Genomic DNA, 17,153 nt, shown 5'->3' on the forward strand with positions numbered 1-17,153 from the left:
GTTTAACCCTGAACAATATCAAGCTTCGCGATACCCAGCGCCAAGGTTTTGGCGCCCACGTCACGAAACTGGATTTCCGCCTGGGCGTCCTGTCCAGCGCCGCTCAAGCCAATAATCGTGCCATCGCCAAACCGCGCGTGATGCACGCCCTGACCCACACGATACTGCTTGTCGCCCACCGTGACACCGCTTGCGATGCCGCGAGGTTGACGCGGCGCAATGGTATTGGTGGCTTTGCGGCCGAACGCATCACCCCGATTGCCGCCGCCCCAGCCGGCGCCCGTGCTGCTGACCGGCGCCAAGCCGGCCTTGGGCGACAGCCACTTCAGATGCTCTTCGGGAATCTCGTCAAGGAAGCGTGAGCGCATCGCGTAGCGCGTCTGGCCATGCAGCATCCGGCTTTGTGCCAGGCTGATGTACAAACGCTGCCGTGCGCGGGTAATCGCCACGTACATCAGGCGCCGCTCTTCTTCCAGCCCGGACTGCTCAAGGATGCTGTTCTCGTGCGGGAACAGGCCTTCTTCAAGACCGGTGATGAAAACCGCGTCGAACTCCAGGCCCTTGGCGGCGTGCACCGTCATGAGCTGGACGGCGTCCTGGCCTTGCTGGGCCTGGTTATCGCCGGCTTCAAGCGCGGCATGCGACAGGAACGCCGCCAACGGCGTCAGCCCGTCAGAGGCCACGATGGGCGCGTCGACGACGCCCGGCATCAGCGTTGACGACGTGGCCTGGTCGGGCACCACGCCGGCAGGCATGCCATCGTAGTTTTCTTCCGACGCGAACACGGCCGCAGCCGTGATCAATTCGTTCAAGTTCTCCAGCCGTTCGGCGCCTTCGCGCTCCGCCTTGTAGTGAGCGTTCAGGCCACTGGTTTCGAGCATGTGCTCGACCATTTCCGGCAGCGGCAGATCGCGCGTTTCTTCGATCAGGCGGTGGATCAGCTGGGCAAACTGCGCCAGGTTGGAACCCCCCTTGCCGGCCACCAGGGCCACCGCGCCGTACAGGCTGGTGTCGTGCGCGCGGGCCGCGTCGGCCAGTTGCTCTAGCGTGCGAGCGCCTATGCCGCGCGTCGGGAAATTGACCACGCGCATCCAGGACGTGTCGTCATGCGGATTGGCCATCAAGCGCAAGTACGCCAGGGCGTGCTTGATTTCCTGGCGCTCGAAAAAGCGCAGGCCGCCATAGACCTTGTACGGAATACCGGCCGAGAAGATGGCGTGCTCAATCACGCGCGACTGCGCGTTGCTGCGATACAGCACGGCAATCTCGCGGCGCAGGCTGCCGTCGTGGATCAGCGAACGGATTTCGTCCACGATCCATTGGGCTTCCATGCCGTCGGAGGGCTGTTCGATGACGCGCACCGGTTCGCCTTCGCCCTGATCCGTCCAAAGATTCTTGCCCAGGCGGCCACTGTTATGGCCGATCAGCGCGTTGGCGGAATCCAGGATGTGGCCGAACGAGCGGTAATTCTGCTCAAGGCGGATGACGGTGCCGTGCGCGTAGTCGCGTTCGAAGTCGGACATATTGCCGACGTTCGCGCCTCGGAACGCATAGATGGATTGGTCGTCGTCACCCACGGCAAAGATGGCCGCGCCACCGCCGGCCAGCAGGCGCAGCCATTTGTATTGCAGCGTGTTGGTGTCTTGGAACTCGTCGACCAGAATATGGCGGAAGCGGCGCTGGTAGTGCTCGCGTACCGGCGCATTGCGCGACAGCAATTCGTAGGCGCGCAGCAGCAGCTCGGCGAAGTCGACCACGCCTTCGCGTTGGCACTGAGCTTCGTACAGCTGATAGATCTCGATCAGGCGGCGGCGATGGGCGTCATAGGCCTCGACGTCTTGCGGACGAAGGCCTTCTTCCTTGGCGCCGTTGATGAAGCGCTGGACGTCCCGGGGCGGATACTTTTCGTCGTCGACGCCATTGGCCTTCATCAGGCGCTTGATGGCGGCAAGCTGGTCCGTCACATCCAGGATCTGGAAGCTTTGCGGCAAGCCGGCGTCGCGGTGATGCGCGCGCAGCATGCGGTTGCAAAGGCCGTGAAACGTGCCGATCCACAAGCCGCGCGTATCGATCGGCAAGATCGCCGACATACGCGCCAGCATTTCACGCGCGGCCTTATTGGTGAACGTAACCGCCAGAAGCCCAAAAGGCGAAGCCTGGCCGGTTTGAATCAGCCAGGCCATGCGGGTAGTCAGTACCCGGGTCTTGCCGCTGCCCGCCCCGGCCAAGACCAGGGCGTGCTGCGGTTCTAACGTTACTGCGGCGCGTTGTTCAGGGTTGAGCTTCTCTAGCATCATGCCGCGTAGCGGCGCAGATGCTGAGCGAATTGCTCGAGCCCGGCGATGCCGCTTTGCTGGGCGCGCTGGCACCAGGCCTGCAGGTCATGAAGAAGCTGTTCGCTGCTGGCGCTGGAGCTTTCCCAGATGCGGCCGAGTTCACGACGCATCTGCACCAAGGTCGACAGCGACTTGTTTTTGGCAATGGCGCTATCCACGGCGGCAAGCTGTTCAGGCTGGAGGATTTCCTCGTTGCGGTGGATGGCACGACGCACTTGGCGCAACTTGGTGTAGTCGCAGTCTGCGTTGCCTTCCTGGCGCGAGGCCTTCAGCTTGTTCATCTCTTCGCGAGCGGCGCTCTTGATCACGTCCGCATAGCGGGCCATGACTTCGTAGCGGTGCGTGATCACGCCTTGCAGCGTGCGCAGGTCGATGCCGGTGCGGGTGTCGTCCAGCTTCAGCTTGGGCGCAACCTTCTTGATCTTGGCCAGGCCAAAGAACTTCAGGATGTTGATGTAGCACCAGCCGATGTCGAATTCGTACCACTTGGCCGAGAACTTGGCCGACGTGCCGTGGGCGTGGTGGTTGTTGTGCAGCTCTTCGCCGCCAATCACGATGCCCCACGGAAACACGTTGGTGCTGGTGTCCGGGCTGTTGTAGTTGCGGTAGCCCCAATAGTGGCCAATACCGTTGACGACGCCGGCTGCCCAGAAGGGAATCCAGGCCATCTGAACCGCCCACACCGTCACGCCGACCGCGCCGAACAGGGCGACGTCGATGGCGAGCATGGACAGCACGCCCCACAAGCTGTGCTTGCTGTAGACGTTGCGTTCGAGCCAGTCGTCAGGCGTACCGTGGCCGAACTTGGCCATGGTTTCCTTGTTGTTCGATTCTTCGCGATACAGCTCCGCGCCGCGGAACAGCACCTTCCAGATGCCGAACAACATGGGCGAGTGAGGATCGCCTTCCTTTTCGCACTTGGCGTGGTGCTTGCGGTGAATGGCAACCCATTCCTTGGTGACCATACCGGTCGTCATCCAGAGCCAGAAGCGGAAAAAATGCATGACGGCAGGATGGAGATCCAGACCGCGGTGCGCTTGGCTGCGATGGAGAAAGACGGTGACCGCAACAATCGTGATGTGCGTCACGACCAAGGTGAATACGACGATCTGCCACCAAGAGGCTTGGGTCAGACCACCGGCAATGAAGGAGAGGATGTAATCCATAAAGCTGTTATGAGCCTCGCTTGTTAAGTGCCTGAAGTTTAGCTTACCTTTGCCGACTTATGACAAGGGAGTTTCAAAATAGTTTTTGAGCGAAATCAAGGACTAAGCCCCGATTTCAGAGCACAAAAACCCTCTCTCGCGACCGCTTCAGGCCGATCGCGAGGCTGGTCTCGCCGATAGACGGCCTTCGAGGCCGGCTACCCCTTCTATGTGGGGGGTATTCGCAAAGACACCAGGTTTTGGCTACATTCCGGTACTAAAGTTCCTGTCAGCAAACAGCGTTCCGCCCGCCGAGGCGCCTTGCGATGCCTGTTTGTTGCGCTCAATGCGGTCCAAAACTGTCTCTTTTGCCCCACTCATGCTGTTCAGAAAAACCCGTCCCTTATTTTTCGCGGCCTTGACGATGATGGCGCTGACCGCCCGCACACCCGCGCTAGCGCAGAACTTGAAGTCCGGCGATGTAACCGTGCTGGCGTCGTACTACGAGATACGAGGGTCTGACTGCCTGGCGCTGCGGGCGCCACGAGTGGTGATCACGCAAAACCCGACGCTGGGCAAGGCCAGCATCGTGCAGACGCGCGGCCAATCCAGTGACAGCGGGCGGTGCGCTTACAAGGCCGTGCCGGTATCGCAGGTGGTGTACGCCGCGGATCAACCGGGCGCCGACACCCTGGCCTGGGAAGTGAAATACCAGAACAAGACGCTGGGCACCCGGCGCTATAGCGCGACCATCGGCGTGGCGCCGGCCCGGTAGGCTCGGCCCGGCAAGCGGGGAGCAATCCGAAGATCGCAGGACCCGCCCACCGACCGTGTCGCCGCCCACCCGGAGCGTCAGGCGGGTTTGTCCTGCTTACCGGCGTCGGCTGCCGGATCGGATACCGCCTCAGACGCTGCCGACTCAGGAATCAGCTGGGCATCGTCCCCAGCCTCGGAATCAACGGCTGCCGGCGGGGTGGCCGTCGCGGTCGCCGTTTCCAGTTCCCGATCCGATTGCTCGTCAGGGATGCCATCTTCCAGAAGATCGGCGTCGGCCGCTTCCGCTGCCACAACGGCGTCCGCACCCGCTGCCGTGTCGGTGGCCGCGCCCTTCTTTTTGCGCTCGAATACCGCCGCGAAGAAGCCGTCCGTGCCGTGCACGTCAGGACGCAGTTGCAGATACGGGCCTTCCAGCTTCAGGTTTTCGCAACGCGAAGCCAGGATCTCGGCCGCGTCCACGCGTTCAAAGTCGGGATGGCTGGCCAGGAAGCGCTCGGCCTGTACTTCGTTTTCTTCGGCCAGCAGGCTGCACGTGGCGTACACCAGGCGTCCGCCCGGCGCCACGCATCGCGCGGCGCTGTTCAGAATGCGCTCCTGCAACTGGCCCAGTTCGGCCAGTGCCTGCGGGTGCTGGCGCCACTTCAGGTCGGGATTGCGGCGCAAGGTGCCAATACCGCTGCACGGGGCATCCACCAGCACGCGTTGCGCCTTGCCGGCCAGGCGCTTTACGCGGGCGTCGTTCTCGCTGTCGATCACAACCGGCACCACGTTCGACAGACCGCTGCGCGCAAAGCGCGGCTTGGCACGGGCCAGGCGCGCGGCCGACACGTCAAACGCGTACAGGCGGCCGGTGGAGCGCATCAGCGCGCCCAGCAGCAGCGTCTTGCCGCCGGCGCCCGCGCAGAAATCGATGATCATTTCGCCACGGCGCGGCGCGACCAGCAGGGCCAGCAACTGGCTGCCTTCGTCCTGAACCTCGATGCTGCCGTTTTCGAATTGCGGCCAGCGGTTGATCGCCGGACGCCCTTCCATGCGGATGCCCCAGGGCGAAAACGGCATGGCGACGGGCTCGTAGCGGCCTGCACTTTGTTGCAGTTCCGTCAGCATGGCGTCGCGTTCGACCTTAAGCGGGTTGACGCGTAGATCCAGGCTGGCCTGACGGTTCAGCGCTTCGACCAGCGTGTCCGGGCTGTCCATCAGCGCCAGGCGCTCGTCGAGCCAATCAGGGATGCTTCCCCGCACGGCGCGCGGCAACGTGGACAAATCGATCTGCGACACGCGCTTGAGCCATTCGGCTTCGGCGGCATCCAGGCCCTCTTCCAGCGCTTCGGCGCCCAGGGTGGCGTTCAAACCAAGAATAGCCAGGCGACGCGACGCGGGACCCACGCCGCTTTCGCCGAATTGGCGGTAGCGACGCAGGTGACGCAGCACGTCGTAAACAGCTTCGGCGACCTCGGAACGATCGCGCGCGCCCAGGTTCGGGTGGTGGCGCAGCCAGTGCGACAGCGCGGCGTCGGCCGGATAGGTCCATTGCAGAATTTCGCCCAGCACGCGTTGGACTTGATCGATGCGGATGGCCGCATACGATTGGCGCGGACGGTTGAACTGCGGCTTTTGCGACGACTGTTCGCGATTGCCCTGCCCGGCGTCACCGCCGCGCGGGCCGGCATACTGGCCGCGTTCGCCACGGTCATCCCCACGGGGGCCGTCGTAGGACGGGCGCGGCTGACGTTCATGGCGCTCGGCGCCATAGGAGGAACCGCGTTCACCCCCACGGTGCTCGGCCCCGTAGGAACCGCGTTCGCCGCCACGGCTTTCACCACGGGGACCATTGTTATAGGACGGACGAGAATCCGGGCGGCCTGGGCCTTGCCCGTGTTCACCACGACGTTCCGAACCATAGGAAGCACGTTCGCCGCCACGATTCTCGCCACGCGGGCCGTTGCCGTACGACGGACGGGAATCCGGGCGGCCTTGGCCCTGGCCGTGTTCACCACGACGTTCCGATCCATAGGACGCGCGTTCGCCGCCACGATTCTCGCCACGCGGGCCGTTGCCGTACGACGAACGGGAATCCGGGCGGCCTTGGCCTTGGCCGTGTTCACCACGACGTTCCGAACCATAGGAAGCACGTTCGCCGCCACGATTCTCGCCACGCGGGCCGTTGCCGTAGGACGAACGGGAATCCGGGCGGCCTTGGCCTTGCCCTTGTTCACCACGACGTTCCGAACCATAGGAAGCACGTTCGCCGCCACGATTCTCGCCACGCGGGCCGTTGCCATAGGACGGACGCGAATCCGGGCGGCCTTGGCCTTGTCCTTGGCCACCACGGCGCTCCGCGCTATAGGAACCGCGCTCGCCGCCACGGTTTTCACCGCGCGGGGCGTCGTAGGACGGGCGGGGGGCCGGGCGGCCCTGGCCTTGCCCTTCCCGGCGCTCACCTCCGAACGAGCCGCGATCGCCGCCAAAGGAGCCGCGATCGCCGCGCGCCCCGGCACGGCCTTCGCCGCGCCCTTCGCCACGTTGGGCGTCAAACGACGCGCGCGGCGCCGGGCGGCCCGCATCGCGGGCGGGACGCTCATCGCGCCCTCGCTCGGTACGCTGCTCGCGCGCCGGCGCCTCGCGGGCTTCGCCCTTCGGACGCGAGAAAAAGGACCGACCGTCGCGCCCTTCGGAAGCGGCCCTCGGGGAGCCTGCCGGACGAGAACGCGGAGATTGGGGTTTAGTCATGGTGTGTTCCAGTGGGGCGGAGGAGTTCCGCCCGGTAAAAGCGATTCGGGGCCGCTCAGGCGGCCGGCGACCAGGTGAAAAGGCGTGCGGGATCCCCCTGCACGTCCACTCGATGGTCGGTTGTCAGGGTAACCCGGCCTTCGGCCAGCCAGCGCACAGCGGCCGGAAAAGCCTGATGTTCTACTGCCAGCACGCGGTTGGCCAGCAGTTCGGGCGTATCACCGGCCAGAACCGGCACACAGCCCTGCGCAATGATCGGGCCGTGATCCAGCACCGGGGTCACGAAATGCACCGTGCAACCGTGCACCCGCACGCCCGTGGCCAGCGCTTGCGCGTGGGTATGCAGGCCGGGAAACGCCGGAAGCAACGACGGGTGAATGTTGACCAGCCGACCGGCGTAATGGTTGACGAAGCCCGGCGTCAGCACGCGCATGAAGCCGGCCAGGATGACGTAATCGGGCGCATAGCGGTCGATTTCGGCGGCTAGCGCGGCATCGAAAGCGTCCCGGCTGGCGTAGTCCTTGTGATACAGGGCCGCGGTGGGAATGCCCTGGGCGGCCGCCCATTCCAGGCCGCCCGCGTCAGGGCGGCTGGCGATGACGGCGGCAATGTCAGCCGGCCAGCCCTCATTTCGGCAGGCCTCGGCCAGCGCCTGCATGTTGCTGCCCCGCCCTGAAATCAGGATGACAAGGCGGCGCTTAGAAAGTTGTGTTTCCGGCAAGATAAAGAATCCAATGATGGCCCCCAACGCGCCCGGCTGGGACGCGGTTCGCTTGGCGCAACGGGCTTGTCCGCCCTCTTCCCGCGCCATGAAAACCGGTCGGCGCGTGAACGATTGGGGGGATTGGAACAAACCCGGAATCCAAAATTGTAAACTCTCGCTCGTGAAACCATCGCTGCGTATCTACCGATCCCTGCCTCCGCCCGACCGGCGCGCTCCTTGCGCGCTGACGATCGGCAATTTCGACGGCGTCCATCGCGGGCATCAAGCCATGCTGGCGCGCGTCTGCGAAGCCGCCCGCGAACGCGGGCTTACCCCTTCCGTGATGACGTTCGAACCGCATCCGCGGGAATACTTCGCCACCTTGAACCAACGCCCCGAACTGGCGCCGACCCGGGTTTCCGGACTGCGCGACAAGCTGTCGGCGCTGGCGCGCTACGGCGTTTCCCAAGTCGTGGTGCAGCGCTTTAACGCCCGGCTGGCCGAGATGTCGGCCAACGCCTTCATCGAAAACCTGCTGGTGCAGGGCCTGCAAACCAAGTGGCTGCTGGTGGGCGAGGACTTCCGCTTTGGCCATAAACGCAGCGGCGACATCGACCTGCTGCGTGAAGCCGGCATGCACCACGGATTCGAGGTGCAGACGCTTGCCGACGTCACCGACCAGCAAGGTCATCGCATTTCCAGTTCCGAAGTCCGCACGGCCTTGGCCGTAGGCGATCTGGACCGTGCGCGCCATCTGCTGGGCCATCCGTACCATATCAGCGGCCACGTCATCCACGGCCAGAAACTGGGCCGCACGCTGGGCTACCCCACGATGAATCTGCGCGTGGCCGAACGCTGCGCCGCGCGCTCGGGCATTTATGTGGTGCAGGTTTATGGCCTGGCCGACCGGCCGTTGCCCGCCGTGGCCAGCCTGGGCGTGCGCCCAACCGTTGAAGACCGTGGCCGAGTGCTACTTGAGTCACACCTGCTCGACGACACCGTCAACGCTTACGGTAAACTCGTACGCGTCGAATTCCTGCACAAGCTGCGGGACGAAGAAAAATTTCCTGACCTCCCTTCCCTGACTGCCGCCATCGCCGAAGACGCGCGAAACGCGCGCGCCTATTTTGCCGTTCATGGACTATAAAAAGACCCTCAACCTGCCCGATACCCCCTTCCCCATGCGGGGCGACCTTGCCAAGCGCGAGCCCGCCTGGATTTCGCAGTGGGAGGAAAACCACGTCTACCAGGCGATTCGTGCGGCCAGCCGCGGCCGGCCGCGTTTCGTGCTGCACGACGGCCCGCCCTATGCGAACGGCGACATTCACATCGGCCACGCGGTCAACAAGATCCTGAAGGACATCATCGTCAAGAGCCGCAACATGGCCGGCTATGACGCGCATTACGTGCCCGGCTGGGATTGCCACGGCATGCCGATCGAAATCCAGATCGAAAAGAAATACGGCAAGCACCTGCCCGTGGCCGAAGTGCAGTCGAAGGCTCGCGCCTACGCGCTTGAGCAGATCGACCGCCAGCGTAAGGATTTCAAGCGTCTGGGCGTGCTGGGCGAATGGGATCGCCCGTACATGACGATGAACTTCAGCAATGAAGCCGACGAAATCCGCGCACTGGGCCGCATCCTGGACAAGGGCTATGTGTTCCGTGGCCTGAAGCCCGTGAACTGGTGTTTTGACTGCGGTTCGGCACTGGCCGAAGCCGAAGTCGAATACGCCGACCGCGTCGACCCTGCCGTTGACGTGGCCTTCCCGTTCGCGGAACCGGCCAAGCTGGCGGCGGCTTTCGGGCTGGACTCGGTGGACAACGGCGCGATCGTCATCTGGACGACCACGCCCTGGACCATCCCGTCCAACCAGGCGCTGAACGTGCACCCCGAAATCGAATATGCGCTGGTGCGTGTATCGCCCGCGCCCAAGTTCGGCCCGCTGCTGCTGGTGGCCAAAGACCGCGTAGAAGCGTGCCTGAAGTCGTGGAACCTGGAAGGCGAAATCATCGCCACGGCGCCCGGCCAAGCGCTGTCCGAAATCGAATTCCGCCATCCGCTGGCGCAGTTCAACCCGGCTTACGATCGCCGCGCCCCCGTCTACCTGGGCGACTACGTCACGGCCGACTCGGGCACGGGCGTCGTGCACTCGGCCCCGGCCTACGGCATTGAAGACTTTGTGTCGTGCAAGGCGCACGGCATGAAAGACACCGACTTCATCAGCCCCGTCATGGGCGACGGCAAGTACGTGGACAGCCTGGCGCTGTTCGGCGGCCTGTCCATCTGGGACGCCAACCCCAAGATCGTCGAAGCGCTGACCGAAGCCGGCGCGCTGATGCACGTCGAAAAGCACAAGCACAGCTACATGCACTGCTGGCGCCACAAGACGCCGATCATCTATCGCGCCACCAGCCAATGGTTCGCCGGCATGGACGTGGCCCCTAAAGACGGCGGCCCGACCCTGCGCGAATCGGCGCTGGCCGGTATCGACGCCACGGCCTTCTACCCGGCCTGGGGCCGCGCCCGCCTGCACGCCATGATCGCGAACCGCCCGGACTGGACCCTGTCGCGTCAACGCCAGTGGGGCGTGCCGATGGCCTTCTTCGTGCACAAGGAAACCGGCGAGCTCCATCCGCGCACGACCGAATTGCTGGAACAGGTGGCGCAGCGTGTTGAGCAAGGCGGCATTGAAGCCTGGCAAGCGCTTGAACCGCGCGACCTGCTTGGCGACGAAGCCGACCAATACGAAAAGAACCGCGACACGCTTGATGTCTGGTTCGATTCCGGCAGCACGCACGCCACGGTGTTGGGCGGCAAGGACGGCGACTTCGCCGGCTCGCACGGCGCCGAACTGGGCTGGCCCGCCGACCTGTACCTGGAAGGTTCGGACCAGCATCGCGGCTGGTTCCATTCGTCGCTGCTGACCGGCTGCATGCTGTACGGCCAACCGCCGTACAAGGCGCTGCTGACGCACGGTTTCGTCGTTGACGGCCAAGGCCGCAAGATGAGCAAGTCGGTGGGCAACGTGATCGCCCCGCAAAAGGTGTCCGACTCGCTGGGCGCGGAAATCCTGCGCTTGTGGGTGGCCTCTACCGACTATTCGGGCGAGCTGTCCATCTCGGACGAAATCCTGAAGCGCGTGGTCGAAGGCTACCGCCGCATCCGCAACACGCTGCGTTTCCTGCTGGCCAACGTGGCCGACTTCGACGCGGTGTCGCAAGCCGTGCCCTACGGCGACCTGTTCGAAATCGACCGCTACGCGCTGGCCATGACGGCGCAGATGCAGGCCGAAGTGCAGGCCAACTACGAACGCTACGACTTCCACCCGGCGGTCTCGCGCTTGCAGACGTTCTGCTCGGAAGACCTGGGCGCGTTCTACCTGGACATCCTGAAAGACCGCCTGTACACGTCGGCCCCGGGCAGCGTGGCGCGCCGCTCGGCGCAGACGGCGTTGCTGGATATCACCCAGACGCTGCTCAAGCTGATGGCCCCGATCCTGTCCTTTACGGCCGAAGAAGCCTGGAAGGAACTGGTTGGCTCGGCACTCAAGCACCAGGCCGACGCCGCGCGCACGACCATCTTCACCGAGGTCTACCACGCGTTGCCGCCGTTTGCCGACGCCGAGGCGCTGTCCGCAAAGTGGTCGCGCCTGCGCGCCATTCGTGCCGAAGTCCAGCGCAAGCTGGAAGAGGTGCGCACGGCGGGTGATATCGGTTCGTCGTTGCAGGCCGAAGTGGATCTTTACGCCAGCGGCGACGACCAGCAACTGCTGGCCAGCCTGGGCGACGACCTGCGCTTTGTGCTGATCGTGTCGCGCGCCACCGTGCACGCGGGTGAAGGCGAGACGCGCATCGATGTCACGCCGTCGACGCACAAAAAGTGCGAACGATGCTGGCATTGGCGCCTGGACGTTGGCCAGGACGCCGACCACCCCGAGATCTGCGGCCGTTGCGTGTCGAACCTGTTCGGTTCGGGCGAAGCGCGCGACAAGGCGTGAACATGGCCCGCCCCTCTGACGCCGGAGCCTCGGCCGCCCCAGCCACCCGCGCCGCGCCCGCGCGCGTGGGCGGCTGGCTGGCGCTGGCGCTGCTGATCATCGTGCTGGACCAACTGACCAAGGTGTACTTCAACACCTCGTTTCAGTATGGCGAACGCGTCAACGTGCTGCCGGTGTTCGACTTCACGCTGATGTACAACCGCGGCGCGGCGTTCAGCTTCCTGGCGTCCGAGGAAGGCTGGCAGCGCTGGCTGTTCACCGGCCTGGGCTGCGTGGCCGCCGTGGTCATCACGATCATCCTGCGTCGCACGCATGGCCAGCCGCGCTTCAGCCTGGCGCTGACGTTGATCCTGGGCGGCGCCATCGGCAACGTCATTGATCGTGTTGCTTATGGCCACGTGGTGGACTTCCTGCTCTTCTACTGGAACGAGTCCTACTTTCCGGCCTTCAACCTGGCCGACGTGGGTATCAGCTGCGGCGCCGTGCTGCTGGTGCTGGACGAGTTGCTCCGCGCCCGTAAGAAGCCTCAGGCCTGACGCCTTCGCGCCGGGGCGCTCTGCCCCGGCCGCCCCTGCCCCCCCCCGGCTTTTGCCTCGCTTGATACCCCCTGAATGCATGACGAACGGCGCAATGCCGCAATGCAGAATAAAATCACCCTCCATTCCTTGATTTCACGGCGCTGAACCCGCCGCCACGCCCTCATGCTCGATCTCGCCCGCAAACGCATCGTCCTCGGTCTGACCGGGGGCATCGCCTGCTACAAAATCGCCGAGCTGGTGCGGCGCATGACCGAACAAGGCGCCACCGTCGATGTGGTGATGACCGAGGCGGCCACGCACTTCATCACCCCCGTGACGATGCAGGCCCTGTCGGGCCGCCCGGTTTTTGTGGACGCCTGGGACGCGCGCGTGCCCAACAACATGGCGCACATCGACCTGACGCGCGGCGCCGACGCCGTGCTGATCGCGCCCGCCAGCGCCGACTTCATGGCCAAGCTGGCGCACGGCATGGCCGACGATCTGCTGTCCACGCTATGCCTGGCGCGCGCCTGCCCGTTACTGGTGGCGCCCGCCATGAACCGCGAGATGTGGGCCAACCCGGCCACGCAGCGCAATGTGCAGCAACTGCGCGCGGATGGCGTCAGCGTGTTGGGGCCGTCGGCTGGCGAGCAGGCCTGCGGCGAAACGGGCGACGGCCGCATGCTGGAAGCGCACGAGCTTCTGACCGACCTGATCGCTTTCTTTCAGCCCAAGCTGCTGGCCGGGCGCCATGTGTTGTTGACCGCCGGCCCCACGTCCGAACCCGTGGACCCGGTGCGCGTGCTTAGCAACCGTTCGTCGGGCAAGACCGGCTACGCGCTGGCCCGCGCCGCGCGTGAAGCGGGCGCTCGCGTCACCTTGATTACCGGCGCTACGTTCCTGCCCGTGCCGCGCGGCGTGACGGCGCTGTCCGTCATGACGGCGCGCCAGATGCACGACGCGGTCATGGCCAGCGCGGCGGACGCCGACATCTTCATCGCCGTGGCTGCCGTGGCCGACTGGCGCGTGAAGAACGTCAGCACGCAAAAGCTGAAAAAGACCAGCGAAGGCGGCGGCGCGCCGGTGATGGAATTCGAACCGAATCCGGACATCCTGGCTGAAGTGGCCAAGCTGGAAAACGGCCCGTGGTGCGTGGGCTTTGCGGCCGAGACCGAAAAGCTGGCCGAACATGCCGAAGCCAAGCGCCAGCGCAAGGGCATCCCGCTGCTGGTGGGCAACCTGGCGCACAAGGTCATGGACGCCGACACCACCGAACTGGTGCTGTTCGACGAGCAAGGCGCGCACCCGCTGCCGGCGGGCGACAAGCTGGAAGCGGCCCGCCGCCTGATCGCTGAAATCGCGGCGCGCGTACCGGACTAGTATATTTTCTGGCCTGATTCGTTTCGGCCTGATTCGTTTCGGCCGGATCTTTTCCGACCCGATATCCCCCAGCAAAAAAAGAAGGGCCCTTGCGGGCCCTTCTGCTTTACTGCTCCAGGCTAATGTTCGCGGCCTTCACGATATCGGCCCATTGCTGCCGATCTTTCTCAAGAAACTGCGCCGTCTTCTCCGGCGTCATTTCCGTGACCGGCTCGGAACCCAGGCCCGCCATCTTTTCAACCAGCGCCGGGTCTTTCAGCACGTCTTGCAGCGCGGCGTAATAGGCAGCCAGCACGTCGGCCGGCAAACCCGCGGGCGCGAACACGCCCTGCCACGTTGGCATGTCGAAGCCCTTCAGGCCTTGCTCATCCAGCGTCGGCACATTGGGCAACTGCGGCGCGCGCTTGAGCGAGGCCACGGCAATCGCCTTGACCTTGCCTTGCGAGGCCAGCGGCGCGGCGGTCGAGATGTTGTCCATCGTCATGGCGATGTGCCCGCCCAGCAAATCCGTGATGACCGGCGCTGCGCCACGATAGGCCGCGTGCGGCACCTTCACGCCCAACTTGTACAGCATGGTCTCGGCGATCAGGTGGTTGGAAATGCCCACGCCCGCCGTGCCGTAGGTAGCGGTTGGCGTATTCTGAAAATACGCTTTCAACTCGGCCAGATTATTGGCCGGCACGTCCTTGTTGACGATGACCACGTTGGGTTGCACCGCAGCCAGCGTGATCGGCGTGAAGTCGGACGGCTTGTAGTTCGTGCCCTTGGGATTCAGGACGTGCGTGATGGCCATGGAACCGGCGGCCGCGATGCCGATGGTGTAGCCGTCGGCAGCCGATTGCGACAGGCGGTACGCCATGATGTTGCCGCCGGCGCCGGCCAGGTTTTCAACCACAACGGACTGCCCGAGGCGCTTGGACAGCGGATCGGCAAGCAGACGCGCCAAGGTGTCGGCCGAGCCGCCGGGCGCAAAGCCCACCAGCAGCCGCACGGGCTTGGTGGGCTTCCACGCGTCGGCAGCGTGGGCAGGCGCCAACAGCGCGGGCAAGACCGTCAAGACAGTAACGGCGGACAAGGCGCCAACGGCGCGGTGCAAGGTACGGCTGAACATGAAAACAACTCCCAACAATAAATTGACGAAGACAGCTTCGTCTCCCCATGCCGCTCATCCGGCATGACGGCGGCATGAAAATGCCACCGCCACGCCGTGCTGAAACATCGGCGGCTTTATTCCAATAATTGCGACAAGGCCTGCGCCACGATGCGGTTGGACAACAGCACCGGCCGGCCCGAGGCTTGGGCTACCGCGTCGCGCATCTGCTGCCCATAGCCCATGCAATGCATGACGATCAGGTCGCACGATGCCAAGGCCTGACCGGCTTGGGCGAAGTTCTGCGCGGCCCGCAGCGCATCGGCTTCATAGGGCGATGCGTGCACGATCTGCGTGCCGCAGGCCAGCGGCACCGCCAGGTGAAAGAAGTCGACCTGTTCAGCCAGGGGCACAACCAACCCCACGTTGCGGCAGTGCTGCGACAGGCCCGCGACCAGGTGGTCGACGACCTGCTGCGGCTCAACCACCAAGGTGCGCATGGGCGCGATGGCGGTGCCCGTGCACAGGGGCACCAGCGCGTCGTAACCGGCGTCGTCCGCCTGCCGCATCACCTGGGCCAACCGGGCTTCGGCGGCGGCGGCGTCCAGCTCGATTTGCGTGCCGTCGCGCATGCGGGTGGCAAAGCGATATTCCCCGTCGCGCGGGGCCATCGCAGCCAGCGCGGCCGCGTCCAAGCCGTCCAACGCCCCAAATTCATCGATGTGTACGGGCTCGCCCAGCAGGCGGGCCATTTCGGGCACGACGTCGCTGCGCGGCGATTGGCCGATGGTGAAGAACGCCACGCGACGTGTCACGGCGGCGCTCATGCCGCACCGCCATCGTCATGCCCAACGGTTTGCAAGTGCGCCATGGATCCGTATCGCGATTGCAGCGCGCGCCATTCCGCATCATCGAAGAACGTCATCGTGCGCTGGCCATACAGCTTGGCAATTTCTATGCAGAAACGCATCGCTACGTCGGCATCCACCGCGTTGGTCACGCCGGTGGCGCAGCCGGGCACGGTGGTTTGCGCCGTCAGCGCCACGCCAACGACAGGCGCGTCGGTGACGATCGCCGGTTGCATCAGCGAGTTCACGTGCCACAGGCCGTTTTCGTAGGGCGTGATGTCCTGCGTCGTCAAAGGCAGCGTCACGGGAAGTTCGCCGCTGACCCAGCCCATCACGTCCAGCATCGTTTCGGGAATGCGCAGCAGATAGCCCTGCTTGGCCACCGGCGTCAGCGCCACGCCGCGCTTGTTCACCAGGCGGTTGCCGCGCGTGGTGTCCACGGACAGGATGGCGTCCATGCGCGGGTCCACCTCGTGCGACATCATTTCGCGCATGGGAAAAGGCGAGCGCATCATCGGCACGGGATGATGCGGACGCGTGCCGGCGCGCGGGCAGATGTGCGTGCGGATGCGCACGGTGCCCGGCATCACGTCGCCCTGGCGCGCCATGGCCATCAGCTTGAGCGCCGCGGCAATCGCCACCACCGCCCCGTCGCTATCGGACACCAGGCCGGTCACGGCAGGCCGCGCGCCGATGCCGCCCAGGCGGCCGACTATGCCCAGTTGCGGCGCGGATGCATCCAGGCCCGGAATGACGATGGACAAAAAATCGGTTGCCGCGCCGTCGCGTTCCAGGTGCGTGACTTGCACCTCGCAATCGCCCGCGTCGCGCAGCACCCGCGCCACCGCCTCGCCGGTGATGTGCGCCGAGGACAGGAGTTCGATGGTGTCTATCACCTGCTTCATGCCGCGATCTCCAGCGGGCCGGGGCGGAACACGCGCGGCTCGGTGTGACCCAGGAACAACGGCGCATCATGCGGGCCGACCAGCGCCACCTTGGCGCCGCGCACGCGCAGCCCCGCGCCTTCGGGCAGCCCCAACACCGGCATGTCGGGATTCAGGGTGCAGAACTCGGCCAGGCGCTGGGCCCGCGTTTCGCCTCGGTGGCCGGGGGGATGCGCGTTGGTGTAGTGCGGGTTGATCTGGAACGTGATCAGGCCCAGGCCGTCGAAACCACCCGGGTCGGTAATGGGCATGTCGTTGGTGGTGCAGATGGTGGGGCACGTCAGGTTGGAGCCCGCGCTCCAGCCCAGATACGCGGCGCCCGCGCGCACGCGGCGCTTCACCACGTCCAGCAGGCCTTGACGGCGCAGCTGGCCCAGCAGGTTGAACGTGTTGCCACCGCCCACGATGATGACGGCGGCCTTTTCCAGCGCCGCTACCGGGTCTTGCGCGCGGTGCAGGCCTTCGATGGCAAGGCCGGTGTCCGCCAGCGCGGATACCACCAGCGCGGTGTAGTCGTCCCAGTCACGCGTGACGCCGGCGAACGGCACAAAGACGGCGGGCGCGCCTTGCGGCAAGGATTCGATCAGCTCGCGGATATCCGGCATGGCGTGCACCAGGTAGCCGGCGTCGCTGCTGGAATTGCTGAGTAGCAAAAGGTTCATGGGGAAGATTCCATCAACAAGG

13 protein-coding genes are annotated in these 17,153 nt (G+C 65.0%); 5 read left to right on the forward strand and 8 right to left on the reverse strand.

The genetic code is table 11. The annotated features are described in order from the left end of the window. Positions 1-2: 2 nt before the first annotated feature. Both AC6LJY_RS08005 and AC6LJY_RS08010 read right to left on the reverse strand, forming a co-directional pair. Positions 3-2,297, reverse strand: coding sequence for a UvrD-helicase domain-containing protein (locus AC6LJY_RS08005; protein WP_104144452.1), 2,295 nt, complete (start codon positions 2,295-2,297; stop codon positions 3-5). Then, positions 2,294-3,502 (reverse strand): DesA family fatty acid desaturase, encoded by a 1,209-nt coding sequence (locus tag AC6LJY_RS08010; protein WP_498135689.1) that lies wholly within the window; start codon positions 3,500-3,502, stop codon positions 2,294-2,296. The genes AC6LJY_RS08005 and AC6LJY_RS08010 overlap by 4 nt, the downstream gene beginning before the upstream one ends. A gap of 358 nt (positions 3,503-3,860) precedes the next feature. On the opposite strand from AC6LJY_RS08010, the gene AC6LJY_RS08015 reads away from it, so the two are divergent. Beyond that, positions 3,861-4,256 (forward strand): hypothetical protein, encoded by a 396-nt coding sequence (locus tag AC6LJY_RS08015; RefSeq protein ID WP_498135690.1) that lies wholly within the window; start codon positions 3,861-3,863, stop codon positions 4,254-4,256. Positions 4,257-4,333: 77 nt separating this feature from the next. Here the strand turns inward: AC6LJY_RS08015 and AC6LJY_RS08020 are convergent, their stop codons facing one another. Continuing rightward, on the reverse strand, positions 4,334-5,809 hold the full coding sequence (locus AC6LJY_RS08020; RefSeq protein ID WP_120156225.1) for an RsmB/NOP family class I SAM-dependent RNA methyltransferase: 1,476 nt from the start codon (positions 5,807-5,809) through the stop codon (positions 4,334-4,336). A 1,234-nt stretch (positions 5,810-7,043) separates the two neighbouring features. Beyond that, positions 7,044-7,709: a phosphoribosylglycinamide formyltransferase gene (gene purN, locus AC6LJY_RS08025; RefSeq protein ID WP_120157530.1), complete on the reverse strand. Its 666-nt coding sequence runs from the start codon at positions 7,707-7,709 to the stop codon at positions 7,044-7,046. Positions 7,710-7,872: 163 nt separating this feature from the next. Between purN and AC6LJY_RS08030 the strand changes: the two genes are divergently transcribed. From AC6LJY_RS08030 to coaBC, 4 genes are all read left to right on the forward strand, one after another. Further along, positions 7,873-8,838, forward strand: a complete 966-nt coding sequence (locus AC6LJY_RS08030) for a bifunctional riboflavin kinase/FAD synthetase (protein ID WP_046804667.1) — start codon at positions 7,873-7,875, stop codon at positions 8,836-8,838. Further along, positions 8,828-11,689, forward strand: a complete 2,862-nt coding sequence (gene ileS / locus AC6LJY_RS08035; RefSeq protein ID WP_498135691.1) for an isoleucine--tRNA ligase — start codon at positions 8,828-8,830, stop codon at positions 11,687-11,689. Before AC6LJY_RS08030 ends, ileS begins: the two co-directional genes overlap by 11 nt. Positions 11,690-11,691: 2 nt before the next feature. Further along, positions 11,692-12,225, forward strand: a complete 534-nt coding sequence (gene lspA / locus AC6LJY_RS08040) for a signal peptidase II (protein ID WP_104144446.1) — start codon at positions 11,692-11,694, stop codon at positions 12,223-12,225. A gap of 165 nt (positions 12,226-12,390) precedes the next feature. Then, entirely contained in the window at positions 12,391-13,587 is a 1,197-nt protein-coding gene (gene coaBC, locus AC6LJY_RS08045) for a bifunctional phosphopantothenoylcysteine decarboxylase/phosphopantothenate--cysteine ligase CoaBC (RefSeq protein ID WP_046804670.1), read from the forward strand. 106 nt (positions 13,588-13,693) lie between these two features. Here the strand turns inward: coaBC and AC6LJY_RS08050 are convergent, their stop codons facing one another. From AC6LJY_RS08050 to pepE, 4 genes are all read right to left on the reverse strand, one after another. After that, positions 13,694-14,698, reverse strand: coding sequence for a Bug family tripartite tricarboxylate transporter substrate binding protein (locus AC6LJY_RS08050; protein ID WP_498135692.1), 1,005 nt, complete (start codon positions 14,696-14,698; stop codon positions 13,694-13,696). A 116-nt stretch (positions 14,699-14,814) separates the two neighbouring features. Next, the gene (locus AC6LJY_RS08055) at positions 14,815-15,504 is read right to left on the reverse strand and encodes an AroM family protein (protein WP_498135693.1); all 690 of its coding nucleotides are present in this window, start codon (positions 15,502-15,504) and stop codon (positions 14,815-14,817) included. Beyond that, positions 15,501-16,430: a DUF1177 domain-containing protein gene (locus AC6LJY_RS08060; RefSeq protein WP_485859002.1), complete on the reverse strand. Its 930-nt coding sequence runs from the start codon at positions 16,428-16,430 to the stop codon at positions 15,501-15,503. Before AC6LJY_RS08060 ends, AC6LJY_RS08055 begins: the two co-directional genes overlap by 4 nt. Then, the gene (pepE, locus tag AC6LJY_RS08065) at positions 16,427-17,131 is read right to left on the reverse strand and encodes a dipeptidase PepE (RefSeq protein ID WP_498135694.1); all 705 of its coding nucleotides are present in this window, start codon (positions 17,129-17,131) and stop codon (positions 16,427-16,429) included. The genes AC6LJY_RS08060 and pepE overlap by 4 nt, the downstream gene beginning before the upstream one ends. Positions 17,132-17,153 lie beyond the last annotated feature (22 nt).

This window comes from Achromobacter sp. RT286_PF (genome assembly GCF_059760425.1).

Coding starts and splice junctions, on each gene's coding strand:
- AC6LJY_RS08005 (WP_104144452.1), bottom strand. CDS start 2,297: ATGATGCTAGAGAAGCTCAACCCTGAACAACGCGCCGCAGTAACGTTA.
- AC6LJY_RS08010 (WP_498135689.1), bottom strand. CDS start 3,502: ATGGATTACATCCTCTCCTTCATTGCCGGTGGTCTGACCCAAGCCTCT.
- AC6LJY_RS08015 (WP_498135690.1), top strand. CDS start 3,861: ATGCTGTTCAGAAAAACCCGTCCCTTATTTTTCGCGGCCTTGACGATG.
- ileS (WP_498135691.1), top strand. CDS start 8,828: ATGGACTATAAAAAGACCCTCAACCTGCCCGATACCCCCTTCCCCATG.
- lspA (WP_104144446.1), top strand. CDS start 11,692: ATGGCCCGCCCCTCTGACGCCGGAGCCTCGGCCGCCCCAGCCACCCGC.
- coaBC (WP_046804670.1), top strand. CDS start 12,391: ATGCTCGATCTCGCCCGCAAACGCATCGTCCTCGGTCTGACCGGGGGC.
- AC6LJY_RS08050 (WP_498135692.1), bottom strand. CDS start 14,698: ATGTTCAGCCGTACCTTGCACCGCGCCGTTGGCGCCTTGTCCGCCGTT.
- AC6LJY_RS08055 (WP_498135693.1), bottom strand. CDS start 15,504: ATGAGCGCCGCCGTGACACGTCGCGTGGCGTTCTTCACCATCGGCCAA.
- AC6LJY_RS08060 (WP_485859002.1), bottom strand. CDS start 16,430: ATGAAGCAGGTGATAGACACCATCGAACTCCTGTCCTCGGCGCACATC.
- pepE (WP_498135694.1), bottom strand. CDS start 17,131: ATGAACCTTTTGCTACTCAGCAATTCCAGCAGCGACGCCGGCTACCTG.